The organism is Burkholderia sp. GbtcB21, assembly GCF_019091065.1.
GTDB lineage: Bacteria > Pseudomonadota > Gammaproteobacteria > Burkholderiales > Burkholderiaceae > Burkholderia > Burkholderia pyrrocinia_C.
In genome coordinates this window covers 617,326-634,331 of record NZ_JAGXKA010000001.1, presented here as the reverse complement: position 1 = coordinate 634,331, position 17,006 = coordinate 617,326, and the positions used below count along the sequence as shown (strand labels likewise).

Below are 17,006 nucleotides of genomic sequence, written 5' to 3'. Positions count from 1 at the left end.
CATTCTAGCGCGACGCGGCAGGCTCGGGCGAGGCGGGGAGCGTGCGTGCGCCGTCTCCGAGCGGGCGCTGCAGCAGCGCCGTGTCGATCCAGCGGCCGTGCTTGAAGCCGACCGCCTTCAGCGTGCCGGCCGGCTCGAAGCCGAGCGCGCGATGCAGCGACGTCGAGCCGCCGGTGCCGCCGTCGGCGATCACCGCGATCATCTGCCGCCACGGGCCGGCCTCGCAGCGCGCGATCAGCGCCGCGAGCAGTGCGCGGCCGATCCCGCGCCCGCGCTGCGCATCGTCGATGTAGATCGAATCCTCGATCGTGAAGCGGTATGCGCTGCGCGTGCGGTACGGCGTTGCGTACGCGTAGCCGGCCACGCGGCCGTCGCATTCGGCGACGAGATACGGCAGCCCGTGGCCCAGTACTGCGTCGCGGCGCGCGCGCAGCTCGGCGGCGTCGGGCGGCGTTTCCTCGAACGACGCGACGCCGTGGCGGACGTGGTGCGCATAGATCGCGTGGATGGCGGCGAGATCGGCTTCGGTCGAATCGCGGACGATGCAGACGGCAGGCGTATCAGACATGGTGATGGGGCGACAGGGCGGGGATGCGGGCAAACCATGACTATGCGGGCGATCGCGTGGCGCGTAAAGCGGCGGCCGCATTCCCGGCGCCGCGGCGTTCAGTTCGGCGGCCGCTTCTTCTGCGTGTCGCGCGGCAACTCGTCGAAGCGGGCGAAGTAGTACGCGGAAAAGCGGCCGAGGTGCCCGAAACCGAACGTCAGCGCCGTATCGGTGATGCTGGCCACCGGGTCGGTCAGCAACTGCACGCGCGCGGCGTCCAGCCGGATGTTGCGCAGCAGCTCCATCGGGGTCGCGCCGTGGTAGCGCCGGCACAGCACGTTCAGCGTCCGCAGGCTGACGCCGGCCGCCCTGGCGAGATCTTCGAGCGAGATCGGCGCGCAGAGCCGCGCGTGGATGAATTCGTGCAGCGCATCCATCTGCCGGATGCCGCCACGCGACCCGGCTTGCGTCGGCGCGCCGAGCGCTGGCGGCACCGCGCCGGCATGCGCGGCGGCGGGCGACGGCGGGCAATGCACGAGCAGGAACAGCGCGAGGCTTCGTTCGAAATGGTCGCGCCATTCGGCCCGGATGCCGCCGTCGTCGGCGACGGCGAGCACGTTGAGCAGCGATTGCGCGATCAGATCCCATTGCGACGCGAGCGCCGTCGGCAACAGGAATCCCGGCGCGAGGCCGGGCGCCGCGTCGTCGGGCCGGCGGCCGCAGACCGCGCGCATCAGCGAATCGGGCACCTTGACGATCAGTTGCCGGGTGCCGGACCGCCAGCGAAGGCGGACGCGCGACGTCGGCGCCAGCACGGCGGTGCGCCCTTCGGACACGCCCATCACGTGCCCGTCGCACTCGATTTCGGCGCCGCCCGCAAGCGACGTGTGGACGAGCGAAAAGCCGTCGAACGGGCGCGGGGCGACCTCGACTTCGGCGCCGTACTGCAGCGCGTAGACGCTCAGATGATTCAGTTGCCCCTTGAACAGCGCTGCGTCCGGCACACCCTGCTTCCAGCGCAGCGCATGCTCGGCCAGTTCGAGCGAGACCTGCTCGTGCGCGTCCGCGCGCAATCCGGATCGGAACACGCAATTCCGATACAGCGCGGACAGCACTTCCGCATTCGGGGTGAGGGGCATGGGGCGTCTCCTGTGTGGCGTTTTTCGTGCAGCGCATCCAGCGGGCCGTGGATGCGCGTCGTGCCACATCGGTTTCTCTTGTGAGCGAGATATCCTGAAAGGATGATATTGATCTTCGTCAGACTTGTCGAAAGTATCGCAAGAATCGGATAGTCCCGCTTCCGCCAGGGAAAAATCCGGATAGCGCGCGGCCCGCGGTACGCGGCACTAGAAAAAGCGGACTGAGTTCGCGAGCACGTGCAAATTCCGGATAGTGGGAATCATTGTGGCTTCCTACACTGCGCCGGCATCCGGACGGAAAGCGGCGCATTTCACGATGAAATTTCGTACAGCTACTAAATCGATGAGCTGAGCGATCGTATTACTTCGAACGCGTGTGATGCGACGGCTACTGCCGGGCCCGATCCCCACTGGAAAAAGGAACGAAGCTCCATGCGTCAAATCAACCTGCAGGCGCTGTCCGACGATGCGCGGCTGGGCCCGCTGCACGGCGTCGTGCTGTTCTGGTGCGCGCTGATCATCGTGTTCGACGGCTACGACCTCGCGGTGGCCGGCATCGCGCTGCCGGCGATCATGAAGGAGATGGGCGTCAACCCGGCGCAGGCCGGCTTCATGGTCAGCTCGGCGCTGTTCGGCATGATGTTCGGCAACATCGTGTTCGGGACCGTCGCCGAGCGGATCGGGCGCCGCTGGGCCATCGCGGCCTGCCTGACGCTGTTCAGCGTCTTTACCGCGGCGGCCGGGCTGGCGCCGACGCCCACGCTGTTCGGCGCCGCCCGCTTCCTGGCGGGCATCGGCATCGGCGGCGTGATGCCGAACGTGATCGCCCATATGACCGAGTACGCGCCGCGCCGCTTGCGCAGCACGCTGGTGACATTGATGTTCAGCGGCTATTCGGTCGGCGGCATGCTGGCGGCGGTCATGGGCAAGGGGATGATCGAGGCGTACGGATGGCAGTCCGTGTTCGTCGCCGCGGGTGCGCCGGTGCTGCTCGTTCCGCTGCTCGTGAAATGGATGCCGGAATCGCTGCCGTTCCTGATCCGGCGCGGCAGGACCGACGAGCTCGCGCGCATCGCGCGTCGGCTCGATCCCGCATACCGGCATCAACCGGGCGACTGTTATGTCGTCCCGCGCGAAGGCAACGCCGGCAGCGCGCCGGTTCGCCAGCTGTTCGACGACGGCCGCGGATTCAGCACCGTCATGTTCTGGATCGCGTGCTTCATGTGCCTGTTCATGGTGTATGCGCTCAGCTCGTGGCTGACCCGGCTGATGGCGAGCGCCGGCTACAGTCTCGGCTCCGCGCTGACGTTCGTGCTGGTGCTGAACGCCGGCGCGATGGTCGGCGCAATCGGCGGCGGCTGGCTGGCCGATCGCTTTCCGATCAAGACGGTGCTCGTGTCGATGTATCTGCTCGCCGCGGTATCGATCACGCTGCTCGGCTACAAGATGCCGACCGCGCTGCTGTTCGTGCTGGTCGGCCTCGCGGGCGCGTCGACGATCGGCACGCAGATCGTCAATTGCGCGTATGCGGGGCAGTTCTATCCGATGGCGATCCGCTCGACCGGCATCGGCTGGACGCTGGGCGTGGGCCGCAGCGGCGCGATCCTGGCGCCGATCGTCATCGGTTTGCTGGTCGGCATCGATCTGCCGCTGGAACAGAACTTCATGGCGATCGGGCTGCCCGCGCTGGCGGCGGCCGTCGCGGTCGGCTTGATCGATCATCGGCGCTCGGCGTCGCATCGCGATCGCCCGGCCAGTGCCGGCGAGCGTCAGGCGTCGCCTGTCCGGCAGTCCTGAGCGGCGCATCGGCAGGGCGCAACCGGCCGGGGATCACGGCCGGCCCGCAACGGCGGTTCCGAAGGGGCTGCGGCGTCAGAGCCGCCCGTCCGCCGCGCGCACCGCATCTGCGATCGCGTCCGCGACGCGCTGCACGCGCGGCGAGCGGCGCACGTCCGGATGGACGACGAGCCAGATCTCGCGCTCGATGTCGCAGCGCGGCGCGGAAGTCAGCTCGACGAGCGGCGCGGGTGCGGACGACGGTGCCGCACCGGCTGCGGCGAGCGAATCGTCGACGAGAAACCGCGGCAACAGCGCGACCCCCGCGCCGGCGACGCATGCGCGATGCAGCGCCGCGAGGTCGTTCGCGACGAACGCAAAACGGCGACCGGCCGCGAAGCGTTCGAGCCATTGCTGCTGCGGCGTTTGCGCGAGCGCGTCGTCGTAGCCGACGAACGGCCAGGTGTCGGGCGGCGCGTCCGCCCATTCCGGCGACGCGCACAGCGCGAAGCGCATCGTGCCGAGCCGGCGCGCGGCGAGCCCCGGCTCGCTCGGCCGCGACAGCCGCACCGCGAGATCGGCTTCGCGCGCATACAGGTTCGCCGCATGCATCTCGCCCATCAGGTCGATCCGCAGCGCCGGCCATGCGCGCTGCGCGCGGGCGAGCCGCGGCGCGAGGAAATGGCTGGCGAACACCGGCGACGCCGACACGCGCACGACGCCGTCGAGCGCTGCCGCACCCTGCGCGGCGCGCGCGAACGCATGTGCATCGGTTTCGACGCGCGCGGCGTGCTCGGCGAGGCGCAGCCCTTCGTCGGTCGGCGGCCAGCCGCGCGGCAGGCGGTCGAACAGCCGGATGCCGAGCGCGGACTCCAGCGCGTCGATGCGCCGTGCGACCGTCGAATGCTGGACCTGCAGCGCGCGTGCGGCGGCCGACAGGCTGCCGCCGCGCATCACCGCGAGGAAGGTGCGGATGTCGTCCCAGCTCATCGGCAGCGCGGACGCGGGGATGGGATCCAGATCGGTCGAATTTTGCACAGTAGGTGGGCGATAAACGGGAATTCCGATCGATTATGCACGATGGGATGATCGTGTCACTTCATTCGATTGCGAGGAACGTCATGACCCAAACTGCTACCGCCATCCGGATCGGGATCGACCGCTACGGCGACGCCGGCGTGCTGCGCCGCGTCGATGCGCCCGTTGCGCCGCCCGGCGCCGGCGAGGTGCGGATTCGCCAGACCGCCGTCGGCGTGAATTTCGTCGACATCTATTTCAGGACGGGGGCGCACGCATTGCCCGCGCTGCCGGACGTGCTCGGCGTCGAGGCGGCCGGCGTGATCGACGCGGTTGGGCCCGGCGTGACGGATCTCGTGCCCGGCCAGCGGGTCGCGTATGCGGGCATGCCGACCGGCAGCTATGCGAGCCTGCGCACGATGCCGGCCGGGCGCGTGGTGCCGATACCCGACGGCCTGAGCGACGACGCGGTCGCCGCCGGGCTGCTGAAAGGGATCACCGTCTATATGCTGCTGCATCGCGTCCGGCAGGTCGGCGCCGGCGACACGGTGCTCGTGCATGCGGCTGCCGGCGGCGTCGGGCTGCTGGCGACGCAGTGGGCGCGCGCGCTCGGCGCGCGGGTGATCGGCACGGTCGGGTCGGCCGCGAAAGCCGCGCTCGTGCGCACGCATGGCGCCGACGCGGTGGTCGATTATCGCGAGGAGGATTTCGTCGCGGCCGCGCGTGCATTTGGCGGCGGCGCGGGTGTCGATTATGCGATCGACGGGATCGGCGGCGACGTGCTGACGCGCACGCTCGGTGCGATCCGTCCGTTCGGGATGGTCGCGAGCATCGGGCAGGTTGCCGCGATCGGCACGCGGCAGACGGTCGATCTCGACGAACTGGGGCCGGCCCGCTCGATCGCGCTCGCGCGGCCGAGCGTGCTCGGCTTCATCGCACGCGACGTCGCAGGGTATCGCGAAGCCGCGCGCGCGACGCTCGAACGGCTCGCGGGCGGAATGCACGTCGAGATCGGCGCGCGGCTGCCGCTCGAACAGGCGGCCGATGCGCACCGGCTGCTGGAGTCGCGCGCGACGACGGGCGCGGTGGTGCTGGTGCCGTAACGGCGGGCCGCGGCGGATGGGGCGCGCTGCGGGGCAACGGGCCAAAGGCCGCGGCGTGGCGCGCTTCCGGTGCCGGTCGCGGCGCGGCTCGCATGCCGATCAGTTGTGCGTGCGCAGCGGCGCATCGTCGACGAACCAAGCGAGCACGAACGCGATCGCGACCACGATGGCCGCAGCGAGATACACGACGTGCAGCGAGCCCGCGAACGCATGCAGGTACGCGTCGCGCACCGCGTTCGGCAACTGGTGCACGGCACCGGGGCCGAGCGCGGGCGGCAGCTCCGTGCCGGCCGGCAGCGCCTGCAGCATCCGCGCCTGCAGCCCGTGCGAGAACAGCGCGCCGAACGCCGCGACGCCGATCGAGCTGCCGATCGAGCGGAACAGCGTCGCGCCCGATGTCGCGACGCCCATGTGCCGGAACTCGACCGTGTTCTGCACCGCGAGCGTGAGCACGGGCATCACCATCCCGAGGCCGATCCCGAGCAGCGCCATGTACGCGTACATCGTCTGCAGCGGCGTATCGAGCGACAGCGTCGACAGCAGCGCCAGCGCGATCCCGCCGGTCAGCGTGCCGGCGATCGGAAAGATCCGGTACGAGCCGAGCCGCGAGATCAGCCGGCCGCTGATCACCGACATCGCGAGCATGCCGCCCATCATCGGCAGCAACTGCATCCCGGCCTGCGACGGCGTCGAGCCCTTCACGACCTGCAGGTAGAGCGGAATGAACGTGACCGAGCCGAACAGCGCGGTGCCGACCACGAAGCCGATCAGGCTGACCAGCACGAAGGTGCGATGGCGGAACAGTTCGAGCGGGATGATCGGCTCGGCCGCGAGCCGCTCTTCGTAGATGAAGCCGCCGATCGTGACGAGGCCGAGCACGAGCGTCATCCACAGTTGCGGCGACGTCCACGGCAGCAGCGAGCCGCCTTCGCTGGTGAACAGGATCACGCAGGTGAGGGCCGTCGCGAGGAACGCGGCGCCCATGTAGTCGATCCGGTGCTTCACGTGCGCGCTGTGCGGCCGGAACGCGATGCCGATCACCGCGAGCGCGAGAAAACCGAGCGGCAGGTTGATCGTGAAGATCCAGCGCCACGACAGATGCTCGACCAGGAAGCCGCCGAGCAGCGGACCGACGATCGTCGCGAGGCCGTACACGCCGCCGAACATCCCCTGGTAGCGCGCGCGGCGATCGGGCGGGACCAGATCGCCGATCGCGGCCATCGTGACGACCATCAGGCCGCCGCCGCCGAGCCCCTGCAGCGCGCGCAGCACGATCAGCTGCGTCATGTCCTGCGCAATGCCGCACAGCGCCGAGCCCGCGAGGAACAGCACGATCGCGGCCTGCAGCACGATCTTGCGGCCATACAGGTCGCCGAGCTTGCCGTACAGCGGCAGCACGACGGTGGACGACAGCAGGTACGCGGTGACGACCCATGACAACTGGTCGAGGCCGCCGAGCTCGCCGACGATCGTCGGCAGCGCGGTCGACACAATCGTCTGGTCGAGCGCGGACAGCAGCATGACAAGCAGCAGCGCGGCGACGATCAGCCCGGTCGGCGCGTCGCGGCGGGCCGTCTCGGCGGCCGGCGGAGTAAGGAGGGTGTCGGTTGTCATCGAGATATCTGCCATGGCAGGGAATTGGTTCGAAATATAACGACCGGTGATTGACTAGTCAATTTCTGCCCAGCCTCGATATGTTGCAGCCGTAACAGGAGATTGCCGGCGCGAAAAAAATTGATCGGGATCAGACAGAAAGCGGGGCCGGACTCAAGTTTTCTGCAGGCAAACCGTAATCCAGAGTGCCGCGGACCGATTGCCGCGGCACTTTTCATCGCTCACGTGCCGCCATGAACCTGAACGCCCTGTTTTCCCGTTTCTCGATCCGCACGCGGATCTTCTCCACGCTCGGTCTCGTTGCCGCGCTGCTCGTCGTGTCGGGGCTGATCGGCCTCGCCGGCATGCAGAGCTCGAATCGCGCGCTCGACGAGGCCTACACGCAGCAACTGGCTGCGAAGACCGCGCTGTCCACGGCGAGCCTGAACCTGACGATCGTGCGCACGACGCTCGACCGCGCGCTGCTGCATCCGGAAGCGGCGGAAGTGCCCGATCTCGTCAAGAAGGCCGAGGGCTATCTCGCGAAGGCCGACGCTGCGTGGCGCGGCTACGCGGCGATGCCGCACGACGGCGACGAAGGCCCGCTCGCGAGCCGTCTCGACGCCGCGCGCCAGGCGCTGATCGGGCAGGCGCTGAAGCCGCTGATCGATGCGATCCGCGACGGCCGGCGCGACGAGGCCGACCGCTTGCTGATGTCGGTTGCGCCGCCGCTGTCGGTCGCGCTCACGCAGGCGACCGATGCGCTCGATACGTATCAGGCGGCGCGCGGCAAGGATGTCTACGACACCGCGCAGACCTATTACGGCTGGATGCGCGCAGGCGCGATCGCGGGCATCGCGTTCGGCCTGGCCGCGTGCCTCGGCTGCGCGATCGGCCTGCATTACGCGATCACGCAGCCGGTGAACCGGCTGCTGTCGCATTTCCGCCGCCTGTCGGACGGCGACCTGACGTCGGAGGTGCGCTGGTCGTCGCGCGACGAGATGGCCGAACTGGTCAATGGCGTGACGGGCATGCAGCGCAGCCTCGCGGACACGGTGCGCCAGGTCAGCCAGGGTTCGGAAGCGATCTCGACGGCGACGCACCAGATCGCGGCCGGCAACACCGATCTGTCGCAGCGCACCGAGGAACAGGCGTCCGCGCTGCAGGAGACGGCCGCGAGCATGGAGCAACTGACCGCGACCGTGAAGCAGAACGCCGACCATGCGCTCGAGGCGCAGGCGTGCGCGGACAGCGCGAGCGAGATCGCGACGCGCGGCGCGACGGTGGTCGGCGAGGTGATCGGCACGATGAACGAGATCGACCAGAGCTCGCAGAAGGTCGCCGACATCATCGGCACGATCGAGGGGATCGCGTTCCAGACCAACATCCTCGCGCTGAATGCGGCGGTCGAAGCCGCGCGCGCGGGCGAGCAGGGCCGCGGCTTCGCGGTGGTCGCGGGCGAGGTGCGCACGCTCGCGCAACGCTCGGCGTCCGCGGCGAAGGAGATCCGCACGCTGATCGGCGAATCGGTCGAGCGCGTCGCGAACGGCTCGCGGCTCGTCGGCGTGGCCGGCGCGACGATGCAGGACATCCAGCAGGCGATCGGGCGCGTGACGGGGATCATGACCGAGATCGCGGCCGCGTCGAACGAGCAGCGCGACGGGATCGAGCAGGTGAACCGCGCGGTGTCGCAGATGGACCAGGTGTCGCAGCAGAATGCGGCGCTCGTCGAGCAGGCCGCGGCTGCGGCGTCGTCGCTGGAGGAGCAGGCGGACGGGTTGCGTCGTGCGGTGGGGGCGTTCCGGGTGGCTTGATGGATAACGGGCGGCGACGCGGCGGGCATTCGCCTGCCGGCGGCCCGCCCGTTGCGTCAACCCGCCGCGAGCTGCGCGGCCGCGCGTGACGACGCGACGATCAGCAGCTTCATCGTCGCGCGCGTCGCGCCGACGAACAGCTTGCGCGCGGCACGCGCGTCGAGCGTGTCGAAGTCGACTTCGGTGAGGATCACGCACGGCGCCGACTGGCCCTTGAAGCGGTAGATCGAATCGAGCAGCACGTCGCCTTCGCGATATTCGGGGTTGCCGAACAGGTCGTACTTGCCGGTGAAGCTCTTGAGCCGGTGCGGGCCGAGCTGGTCGAGCGGCGCGAGCACCGAGCCTTCGCGGCCGCGATACGACAGCACCGCTATGTCCTGCTTGCGGAAGCCGAGCGACAGCGCGTGCGTGATCGCGCGCTTGGTCGCGTCGATGCAGGCTTCCGCCAACGCGTCGCCCGGCATGCCTTCTTCCCCGTAGGCCGATACCGACGGATCGGACCCGTCGAACGGGCTGCCCGAGCGCAGCTCGGCCGCAAGCGGCTCGACGCGCCCGACGACTTCGCGCACGAAGTCGAGCAGGTCGCGCGGGCTGCGGTAGTTCGTCAGTGCCTTCAGCGTCACCCAGCCGGGCAGCGCGACGGGCTCGCGCATGTACAGGTTCTGCAGCGGATCTTCGAGCCACCACCACGCACCGTCCGGCGCCAGCAAACGCTCCAGTGCGGCCGCCCACGGCGCATGGAAATCCTGCCCTTCGTCGACGACCAGCACGTCGAAGCGCCAGCGCTCGGGGATCGGAGCCTGCGCGAAGCGCGTCTCGAGCCGCTCGAATTCGCCGGGCACCTGGAAGTCGGGCGTATAGCCGCCGTCGCGCGCGACCCAGTCGCACAGCTGGTGGTAGTTCGCGATCTTCGCGCCGGGCGGCGCGATGCGCGCGATGTAGTCGGCGAGCGGCCGGTTGAAGCATACGTAGAGCACGCGCTTGCCGGCCGCGACGGCATCGCGCATCGCCTGCACCGCGAGCTGCGTCTTGCCCGAGCCGGCCGTGCCGGTGACGCGCAGCCGGAACGGCGCGAATTCGAGCTGGCGCGCCCACGCGGCGAGGCCGCCCGACAGCCGCGTGACGAGCGTGCCGGCTTGCCCGACGAGCGCGCTCGTGTCGGGCGTGAGCGCGAGTTCGTCCGCGAGGAAATGGTGGAGCTTCGGCGCGTTCGGGAGACGTTCGTCGTCCTCGGGCAGGATCTGCAGGATCACCTGCGCGAGCTGCGCCTTGCGCGACGCGTCGACGATGCGGTCGGCCGCGACGCCGGCGATCGATGCCTGGCGGATCGAATAGTCGGGGCAGTACAGCAGCGCCTCGACGCCGTAGACGCCCGCGCCGAGCGCGGCCGTCAGGCGCCGGTGCAGTGTTTCCTGCGTGCGCGCGAGCTGGATCGCGACGTTGCGCTCGGTCTGCAGGTAGACCTTCACGAGCCCCTTCGGCGTTTCACGCAGGAAGCCGGCCTTCTGCTCGATCAGCAGCACGCGGCCGGCCGGGCTCACGACGACGAACGCGGCCTCGCCGAACACCGAGAAGGCCTGGTCGGCACGCGTCCAGTGCACGCCGTGATACACGGTGTAGGTGTCGGGCAGCGCGTGTTCGAGCGCGGCGAGCGTTTCGCGCTCGCGTTCGGCCGCGCCGGTCGCGGCGAGGCTTTTCCAGTCGTCGGGAATGAGGCGGGCCATGGAGTCGGGCGGCGTAGGCGTGAACAGGTGCGGCTATTGTACTGAGGAACCTGTTCACGGCCGCACGGACGCAGGCCGTCCGGGAGAGGGGCGGAGGCGGGCGGAAGTTACCCGCGCGCGAGCCGTTTCGCGAGATCGGCGCTGAGGATCGCCATGCGCGCGGGTTTTTCGTAGCAGACGACGTCGAACGTGCGGATCACTTCGCTGATGTCGGCTTCGCTCGCACGGCCGGTGAGCAGGTCGCCCGTCAGCACGAAAATCGGCGCGCCCGGGTTGTCGGACGTACGCACCGCCTTGATCGCGGTCGCGGCTGTGCCGTCGTCGAACAGCCATTCGGTCAGCACCGCATCGAAAGCCTGGCCCTGCAGCGCGTCGACGAACGGCGCGAGGCCGTCGAACGCGGCCGTCGCGAAACCCTGCCGTTCGAGATAGCGGCACAGCTCGGTCGCGCTGACGCGATCGGGATCGATCACGGCGACGACGAGCTTGTCGCTCTCCGCGCGGCGCGGATAGATTTCGATCTTGTGCACGTCGTATGCGTTCTGGTACAGCACGCCCGTGTGGCGCAGCACGCGCCAGCGGCCGTTCTGTTCGTACGCGACGAACTCGGGGCGCGCGCCGGCTTCGAGCGGCGCGCCGATCCATGCGGTGCACGGAATCTCGGCGACGCCCGCGTAAAGTACGGCCTCCTGCGAACAGGCGCCGACCATGCCGGGGTCGAGCGTTTGCGCGCCGAACAGCTGGGCGGCGGGTTCGCCGTACGCTTCGGCGACTTTCTTGATTTGCGCGAGCGTCCAGGGGCTGCTGCCGCGCAGTTTGCGGTGGCCTTGCGAGAAACTCAGGTCGAGGATGCGGCACAGCTCGGTGGTCTGCTGGCGCTTGCCGATGCCGTTGCGGGTCATCAGCTCGCGCACGCGCTCGGCAACCGCGAGGGAATCCGTGGTGATTGCTTCAGTGGTCATGCTACGGGAACGGATCGTGACGTTCAGAACGACGCCTTGCGGCAGTCTCGACGGACAGTCTTCATGACGTCCAGTGGCGAGCCGACCGGCCACGCGCGGAAAAGATAACTTTACCGCAAAATGGTCGTCATTCAGTGTCATGAAAGGTGCGTTTGTGTGAAAGGTGTGTCACGACGTTACCGTAGCAGCTCATATCTCGAACGTATTAACGCCCGACAGGAAACAATGACGACAACCTATCCGCTGCACGATGCCTTGACCCGCGCCGAAACGGCGCTTCCGGCCGAAGCCGACGTCGTGATCGCCGGCGCCGGCATCATGGGCTGCGCGGCCGCGTATTACCTGGGCCTGCGCGGCCTGAAGGCCGTCGTGCTCGACAAGTCGCGCATCGCCGGACAGCAGTCGACGCGCGCGTGGGGCTTCGTGCGGCAGCAGGGGCGCGAAGCCGCCGAGGTGCCGCTGATGATGGCCGGCATGCGGATCTGGGAGGGGTTAGAGGAAACCCTCGGTTTCGATCTCGAATGGCGGCAGGGCGGCTGTCTCTATATTGCGGACAACGAAACTGACTGGGCGTCGTTCAACGCGTGGCTTTCCGTCGCACGCGAGCACGGGCTCGATACGCGCACGCTGACCCGCGCGCAGATCGACGAGCGCGTCAGCGGCCTTTCGCCGCAGGCGCGCACGCTCGGCGGGCTGTACACCGCGACCGACGGGCAGGCCGAGCCGCGCCGCGTGGCCGCGGCGTTCGCCGCGCGAGCAACCGAGGCCGGCGCGCGCTTCTTCGAAGGCTGCGGCGTGACGGCGATCGAGACGGCCGGCGGCGCGGTCGTCGGCGTCGCGACCGAGCGCGGCACGATCCGCACGCGGCGCGTGATCTGCGCGGCCGGCGCGACCAGCTTCCGGCTGCTCGACGGCGTCGGCATCCGGCTGCCGCAGCAGGCCGTGCGCGGTACCTGCATGCGCACCAACGTGGTGCCGCCGGTATCGGCGTCGACGGTGTGGGGGCACGGCCTCGGCATCCGGCAGCGCAAGAACGGCGCGATCAATCTCGCCGACGACATGCAGGTCGACGTCGACCTGACGCTCGGCCACCTGCGCGGGTTGAGCCTGTTCTGGCCGGAGTTCTGGTCGCAGCGCGACAAATTCCGGCTGCACGTGAATTCGGCCGCGTGGCGCGATGCGCTTGCGCGCATCAACGGCGCGGCCGGGCCGATCGAGCCGCGCGATCCGCAGCCGCAGCCGAATCGCGCGCATGCGCCGCGCGCGCTTGCGAAGCTCAAGGCGATCTTCCCCGCGCTGAAGGACGCGCAGATCGTCGAGGCATGGGCCGGCCTGATCGACGTGCTGCCCGACGGCATTCCGGTGATCGATGCGTCGGGCGCGCCGTCGGGGCTCGCGATCGCGACGGGGTTCTGCGGTCACGGTTTCGCGATGGGGCCGATCGTCGGCCGGCTGCTGGCCGAATGGATCGACACGGGCGCGCCGTCGCTCGACCTGTCGGCGTTTCGCGCGCAGCGTTTCGTCGACGGGACGATGGTGCGGCCGCGCAGCATGCTGTAGCGGACAAATCGATGCAATGATGTCGGGTCGGATCGCTGCCTTCCCGTCGTAGAATCGAGCCCGCATCCTTCAGGAGATTCCCCGTTGGCCTCGCCTTCCGCCCAGCGCCGTTCGTTGCGCTCACGCCTGCGTCGCGCCCGCAATCCGTGGCAGGCGCCGCGTGCGCGCATGCTGTTCACGCGTCCCGCGACGTCGCCGCGGCGCACGCTGCTGTTTCGCGTCGGTGCGGTCGCGCTGTTGTGCGTGCTCGCGTTCCTCGTGCTGTATGTCGATCGCGACGGCCTGCGCGATTCGACCAAGAGCACGCCGATGACCGTCGCCGATCTCGTGTACTTCACGATGGTCACCGTCGCGACGGTCGGCTACGGCGACATCGTGCCCGTCACCGCGCGCGCCCGCCTGATCGATGCGTTCTTCATCGTGCCGATCCGCATCGTCATCTGGTTCATTTTCCTGGGCACGGCGTATCAGTTCGTGATCCAGCGCGTCATCGAGGAATTCCGCATGAAACGTCTGCAAAAGCAATTGTCCGATCACATCGTCGTGTGCGGTTACGGCCTGTCGGGGTCGATCGCCGTGCGCGAGCTGCTCGAGAGCGGCGTCGATGCCGCGACGATCATCGTGATCGATTCGCAGCAGCAGGCGCTCGAGGCCGCGACGTCGCTCGGCGTGACGGGGCTGCTCGGCGATCCCGCGCATGAGGATCTGCTTCAGCAGGCACAGGTGCGCGCGGCGAAGGCCGTGATCATCTCGGTGACCGACGATCCGACCGCGATCCTGCTGACGCTGTCGGTGCGCAGCATCGCGCCCGAGACGAAGATCGTCGTGCGGATCCAGGAGAACCTGTACCAGCGGCAACTGCGGCAGGCCGGTGCGGACGTGATCGTGTCGTCGACGAAGATCGGCGCGCTGCTGCTCGCGGATGCGGTGCATAGCCGCTACATCGTGCCGTTCGTGAACGACATGCTGTCGACGCGCGGGCGCGCGACGCTGATCGAGCGCGAGGCGCTGCCGCACGAGATCGGCTGCATGACCAATGTCGTGCCGGGCGCGATCGTGGTCGGGCTCGATCGCTGCGGGAAGATCCAGTCGTTTTATGAAGATCCGCCATGCCGGATCGAGAAGGGGGACACGCTGGTCGTGATTCAGTCGGCGCGGATTCCGGATGCGGATGTGTGAGGATTGTGCGTGGAGTAAGCGTCAGTATTTTCAATGGATTATCGTTTAAGTTTTCTCCGATTATTCGTTTCATTTCTAGTGTGTAGGCGCTATGCCAGGCGATCTGGGGCAACTTCGATCCACGTCGATCGATGGCAATGCGTCCTCGATGAGACGTCCAGTGCTATCGGAGCGCCGCGCCTGCCGGCTTGTCGGGCTTTCTCGCAGCATGTTGCACTACGAGTGCGAAGCCGGACCATGAGAATGAAGCGTTGACGGCGCGTCTGGTGGAGCTGGCGCACGAGCGTCGCCGCTTCGGCCACCGTCGGCTGCATGCCCTGGTGGAACGCGAAGGAACGCACGCCAATCACAAACGGGCGCCCGCTTCCGAGGCGATCCCAAAGCGGTGCGAACAGACCAGGGGCCCGAATTCACGAGCCGCGCGCTCGGCCAGTGGGCCTACGCAAGTGGCGTCACCATGAAGTTGATTCAGGCCGGCAAGCCGACGCGGAATGCGTACATCGAATCGTTCAACGGCAAGTTCCGCGATGAATGCCTTAACGAGCACTGGTCTACGACGCTTGCCCACGCTCGCGCTGTCATCGCGGCATGGCGTCAAGACTACAACGAGCAAAGGCCGCACAGCGCACTGAATTACCTCTCGCCATCGGAGTTCGCGGCGAAACATCAGGCAACAGCGGATGCTCCTGCCGCATTCCAGGAGCTGGTTTAAAGGGACTTTGCTAGAAGTCCATTGGCGCTATTGATGGGGCAGGTCATACAACCACAATCGTCGTCATGTTCCGACGGATCAGGGGCGAATCGCCGCAGCGATATCTGGCAGCCAGTTGAGCGAGCATGATTCGGGGCGGCCTGCGGCTCCGCGACGTGATCGGGGCGTCCTGGTCGTCCCGGCGTCGCGAATGACCGCCCCGGACGTCGGGTTTTGGATTGGTATCGCGCCGGTATGCGGCGATTTTGAAATGGCATACTACGACACCAATCTAGCGGGGCATGACGTTGCATTTGGGCAGATGATTGGCATCCTGCAGCGCACGCCCATCGCGCCATCGCTTTGGAAATTGGCACATGAGCACTGGCCCGGCAGCACAGCCTCTCGACAAGCTGGAAAGGAGCGACGACGAGTCGCCTCATTCCCGCTCGGTTTGGCTTGCCAACGAGTTTCGGGCCAGCTACGGATGGCTGAAGGCGAAGCTGCTGCGTCGTGTCGGATCGCCGGCCGATGCCGAGGATCTTGCGTCGTCGTCGTTCGAGGCGCTTGCCGGCGTCGATGACCCGCCGGGTATTCGCGAGCCTCGAGCGTGGCTGACCGTCATCGCCCAGCGTCTCACCTTCGAGATGTGGCGCCGCCGGGATCTCGAGCGCGCTTATCATGAGGCGCTCCTCACCGTCGAGGAGCCCCTCGCGCCGTCCGCCGAATCGATCGTCGAGATTTCCCAGGCATTGTTCCTGATCGATCAGGCGCTCGATGGATTGTCTCCGAAAGCGAAAAGTGCCTTTATCTACAGCCAGATCGACGGCCTCACGTATTCCGAGATTGCCGCTCGACTCGGCGTCTCGACAAGCATGGTTCGCAAATATATCGCCCAGGCGCTTACCCGATGCTTTCTGATCAGTTGAAGGCCCCGCGTGGCGCCGGCCCGGTCGATGCGTGCGCGGAGGAAGCCGTTCAGTGGGAGGTCCGGTTGCGTGCCGAGGACGCCACGCAGCAGGATCGCGATGGCTTCGAGGCATGGCGCCGCGCCGATCCCGCGCACGAAGCGGCGTGGATACGGCTCCAGGAAGGGCTGGCGCGGTTTGCCTCCCTGCGGAACGCGCCCGGCACGGCGGTGCGAAGCGCGCTGAACGAGCCGTCTCGTGCGAGGCGCCGCATGTTGAAGGCTGGCGCCGGGGTGGGGGCGCTGGCGCTGGCCGCGATCGGAACGCGAGAACTGGTCCGGGCGTATTCGCTCGACGCCGACTATCACAATGGCGATCGGACGCCGCAGGCCGTGGCGCTGAAAGACGGGACACCGATCGTCCTCGGGGCATCGGCGCGTGTTTATTGGACACGGGACGGCGCACGCGGCGACGTCTATCTTGCGTCCGGCCAGATCCTGACGAGTCCCGCCACGACGAACCGCTCGCAGTTCGCCGTGAGGACGCGGGACGGGACGGCAATCACGAGCCACGCTCGCCTGAGCGTCGATACATTGCGATATCACACCGTGGTCGCGGTGCAGGGGGGGGATGCAACCCTTGCGACGCCGCGCGGCGGCAGTGTCCGCATCGGCGATGGTTCGGTCTGGTCGCTATCGCCGGGGCGCATCGCCCGCATGCCCGAGACGGCCGCCGACATCTTCGCCTGGAGCCGCGGCACGCTCGTCGTCCTGGATCGCCCGCTGCCCGACATCCTCGAGACGCTGGGCCGCTACTACGGCGGCTATATCCGGTTTCCGCGGGCCGCGCTCGCTCGCCGGGTCAGCGGCGTGTTCCCACTCGACGACGCCGAGGCGGCGCTGCGCCAGCTCGCCAACGGCCTGGGACTTTCCCTTGCCGTGTATGGCAAGGTTCTGGCCGTCGCCTCAGAGGCTTGACGCCGCGCCCCGTTCA

Annotated in this window: 13 protein-coding genes and 1 pseudogene; 8 read left to right on the top strand and 6 right to left on the bottom strand. The window is 68.2% G+C overall.

Going from position 1 to position 17,006, the window contains the following annotated elements; genetic code table 11:
* Positions 1 to 4: 4 nt before the first annotated feature.
* Positions 5 to 568, bottom strand: coding sequence for a GNAT family N-acetyltransferase (locus KVT39_RS02730; protein ID WP_034180330.1), 564 nt, complete (start codon positions 566 to 568; stop codon positions 5 to 7).
* Positions 569 to 666: 98 nt separating this feature from the next.
* Entirely contained in the window at positions 667 to 1,686 is a 1,020-nt protein-coding gene (locus KVT39_RS02725) for an AraC family transcriptional regulator (protein WP_217587701.1), read from the bottom strand.
* 432 nt (positions 1,687 to 2,118) lie between these two features.
* Between KVT39_RS02725 and KVT39_RS02720 the strand changes: the two genes are divergently transcribed.
* The gene (locus tag KVT39_RS02720; RefSeq protein WP_217587699.1) at positions 2,119 to 3,483 is read left to right on the top strand and encodes an MFS transporter; all 1,365 of its coding nucleotides are present in this window, start codon (positions 2,119 to 2,121) and stop codon (positions 3,481 to 3,483) included.
* A gap of 75 nt (positions 3,484 to 3,558) precedes the next feature.
* On the opposite strand, the gene KVT39_RS02715 is transcribed toward KVT39_RS02720, so the two are convergent.
* The gene (locus KVT39_RS02715) at positions 3,559 to 4,452 is read right to left on the bottom strand and encodes a LysR family transcriptional regulator (RefSeq protein WP_034180949.1); all 894 of its coding nucleotides are present in this window, start codon (positions 4,450 to 4,452) and stop codon (positions 3,559 to 3,561) included.
* A gap of 131 nt (positions 4,453 to 4,583) precedes the next feature.
* Here KVT39_RS02715 and KVT39_RS02710 point away from each other — a divergent pair, with 131 nt between their 5' ends.
* Positions 4,584 to 5,582: a quinone oxidoreductase gene (locus KVT39_RS02710; protein ID WP_217587697.1), complete on the top strand. Its 999-nt coding sequence runs from the start codon at positions 4,584 to 4,586 to the stop codon at positions 5,580 to 5,582.
* Between the two features lie 99 nt (positions 5,583 to 5,681).
* On the opposite strand, the gene KVT39_RS02705 is transcribed toward KVT39_RS02710, so the two are convergent.
* Positions 5,682 to 7,196, bottom strand: a complete 1,515-nt coding sequence (locus KVT39_RS02705) for an MDR family MFS transporter (RefSeq protein ID WP_217587696.1) — start codon at positions 7,194 to 7,196, stop codon at positions 5,682 to 5,684.
* Between the two features lie 233 nt (positions 7,197 to 7,429).
* Here KVT39_RS02705 and KVT39_RS02700 point away from each other — a divergent pair, with 233 nt between their 5' ends.
* Positions 7,430 to 8,989, top strand: coding sequence for a methyl-accepting chemotaxis protein (locus KVT39_RS02700; protein WP_034180327.1), 1,560 nt, complete (start codon positions 7,430 to 7,432; stop codon positions 8,987 to 8,989).
* A gap of 56 nt (positions 8,990 to 9,045) precedes the next feature.
* Here the strand turns inward: KVT39_RS02700 and KVT39_RS02695 are convergent, their stop codons facing one another.
* Together KVT39_RS02695 and KVT39_RS02690 are read right to left on the bottom strand one after the other, a co-directional pair.
* Positions 9,046 to 10,713 carry an ATP-dependent helicase gene (locus KVT39_RS02695; RefSeq protein ID WP_217587695.1) on the bottom strand — a complete coding sequence of 556 codons (1,668 nt, stop codon included), beginning with the start codon at positions 10,711 to 10,713 and terminating at the stop codon, positions 9,046 to 9,048.
* 107 nt (positions 10,714 to 10,820) lie between these two features.
* A complete protein-coding gene (locus tag KVT39_RS02690; RefSeq protein WP_034180325.1) occupies positions 10,821 to 11,675 on the bottom strand; it encodes a helix-turn-helix domain-containing protein in 855 nt (284 codons plus the stop codon).
* Positions 11,676 to 11,900: 225 nt separating this feature from the next.
* On the opposite strand from KVT39_RS02690, the gene KVT39_RS02685 reads away from it, so the two are divergent.
* The 5 genes and pseudogenes from KVT39_RS02685 (at position 11,901) to KVT39_RS02665 (ending at position 16,990) form a co-directional block, all read left to right on the top strand.
* Positions 11,901 to 13,235, top strand: coding sequence for an FAD-binding oxidoreductase (locus KVT39_RS02685; protein ID WP_175747561.1), 1,335 nt, complete (start codon positions 11,901 to 11,903; stop codon positions 13,233 to 13,235).
* An 84-nt stretch (positions 13,236 to 13,319) separates the two neighbouring features.
* On the top strand, positions 13,320 to 14,414 hold the full coding sequence (locus KVT39_RS02680) for a TrkA family potassium uptake protein (protein ID WP_034180323.1): 1,095 nt from the start codon (positions 13,320 to 13,322) through the stop codon (positions 14,412 to 14,414).
* 163 nt (positions 14,415 to 14,577) lie between these two features.
* Positions 14,578 to 15,126 (top strand): annotated as a pseudogene (locus KVT39_RS37850) (integrase core domain-containing protein); the annotation flags it as partial.
* A gap of 356 nt (positions 15,127 to 15,482) precedes the next feature.
* Positions 15,483 to 16,034: a sigma-70 family RNA polymerase sigma factor gene (locus tag KVT39_RS02670; protein WP_105392523.1), complete on the top strand. Its 552-nt coding sequence runs from the start codon at positions 15,483 to 15,485 to the stop codon at positions 16,032 to 16,034.
* A complete protein-coding gene (locus tag KVT39_RS02665; protein WP_131949483.1) occupies positions 16,016 to 16,990 on the top strand; it encodes a DUF4880 domain-containing protein in 975 nt (324 codons plus the stop codon). The genes KVT39_RS02670 and KVT39_RS02665 overlap by 19 nt, the downstream gene beginning before the upstream one ends.
* Positions 16,991 to 17,006 lie beyond the last annotated feature (16 nt).

Coding starts and splice junctions, on each gene's coding strand:
- KVT39_RS02670 (WP_105392523.1), top strand. CDS start 15,483: ATGAGCACTGGCCCGGCAGCACAGCCTCTCGACAAGCTGGAAAGGAGC.
- KVT39_RS02710 (WP_217587697.1), top strand. CDS start 4,584: ATGACCCAAACTGCTACCGCCATCCGGATCGGGATCGACCGCTACGGC.
- KVT39_RS02695 (WP_217587695.1), bottom strand. CDS start 10,713: ATGGCCCGCCTCATTCCCGACGACTGGAAAAGCCTCGCCGCGACCGGC.
- KVT39_RS02720 (WP_217587699.1), top strand. CDS start 2,119: ATGCGTCAAATCAACCTGCAGGCGCTGTCCGACGATGCGCGGCTGGGC.
- KVT39_RS02665 (WP_131949483.1), top strand. CDS start 16,016: ATGCTTTCTGATCAGTTGAAGGCCCCGCGTGGCGCCGGCCCGGTCGAT.
- KVT39_RS02700 (WP_034180327.1), top strand. CDS start 7,430: ATGAACCTGAACGCCCTGTTTTCCCGTTTCTCGATCCGCACGCGGATC.
- KVT39_RS02690 (WP_034180325.1), bottom strand. CDS start 11,675: ATGACCACTGAAGCAATCACCACGGATTCCCTCGCGGTTGCCGAGCGC.
- KVT39_RS02685 (WP_175747561.1), top strand. CDS start 11,901: ATGACGACAACCTATCCGCTGCACGATGCCTTGACCCGCGCCGAAACG.
- KVT39_RS02725 (WP_217587701.1), bottom strand. CDS start 1,686: ATGCCCCTCACCCCGAATGCGGAAGTGCTGTCCGCGCTGTATCGGAAT.
- KVT39_RS02730 (WP_034180330.1), bottom strand. CDS start 568: ATGTCTGATACGCCTGCCGTCTGCATCGTCCGCGATTCGACCGAAGCC.
- KVT39_RS02715 (WP_034180949.1), bottom strand. CDS start 4,452: ATGAGCTGGGACGACATCCGCACCTTCCTCGCGGTGATGCGCGGCGGC.
- KVT39_RS02705 (WP_217587696.1), bottom strand. CDS start 7,196: ATGACAACCGACACCCTCCTTACTCCGCCGGCCGCCGAGACGGCCCGC.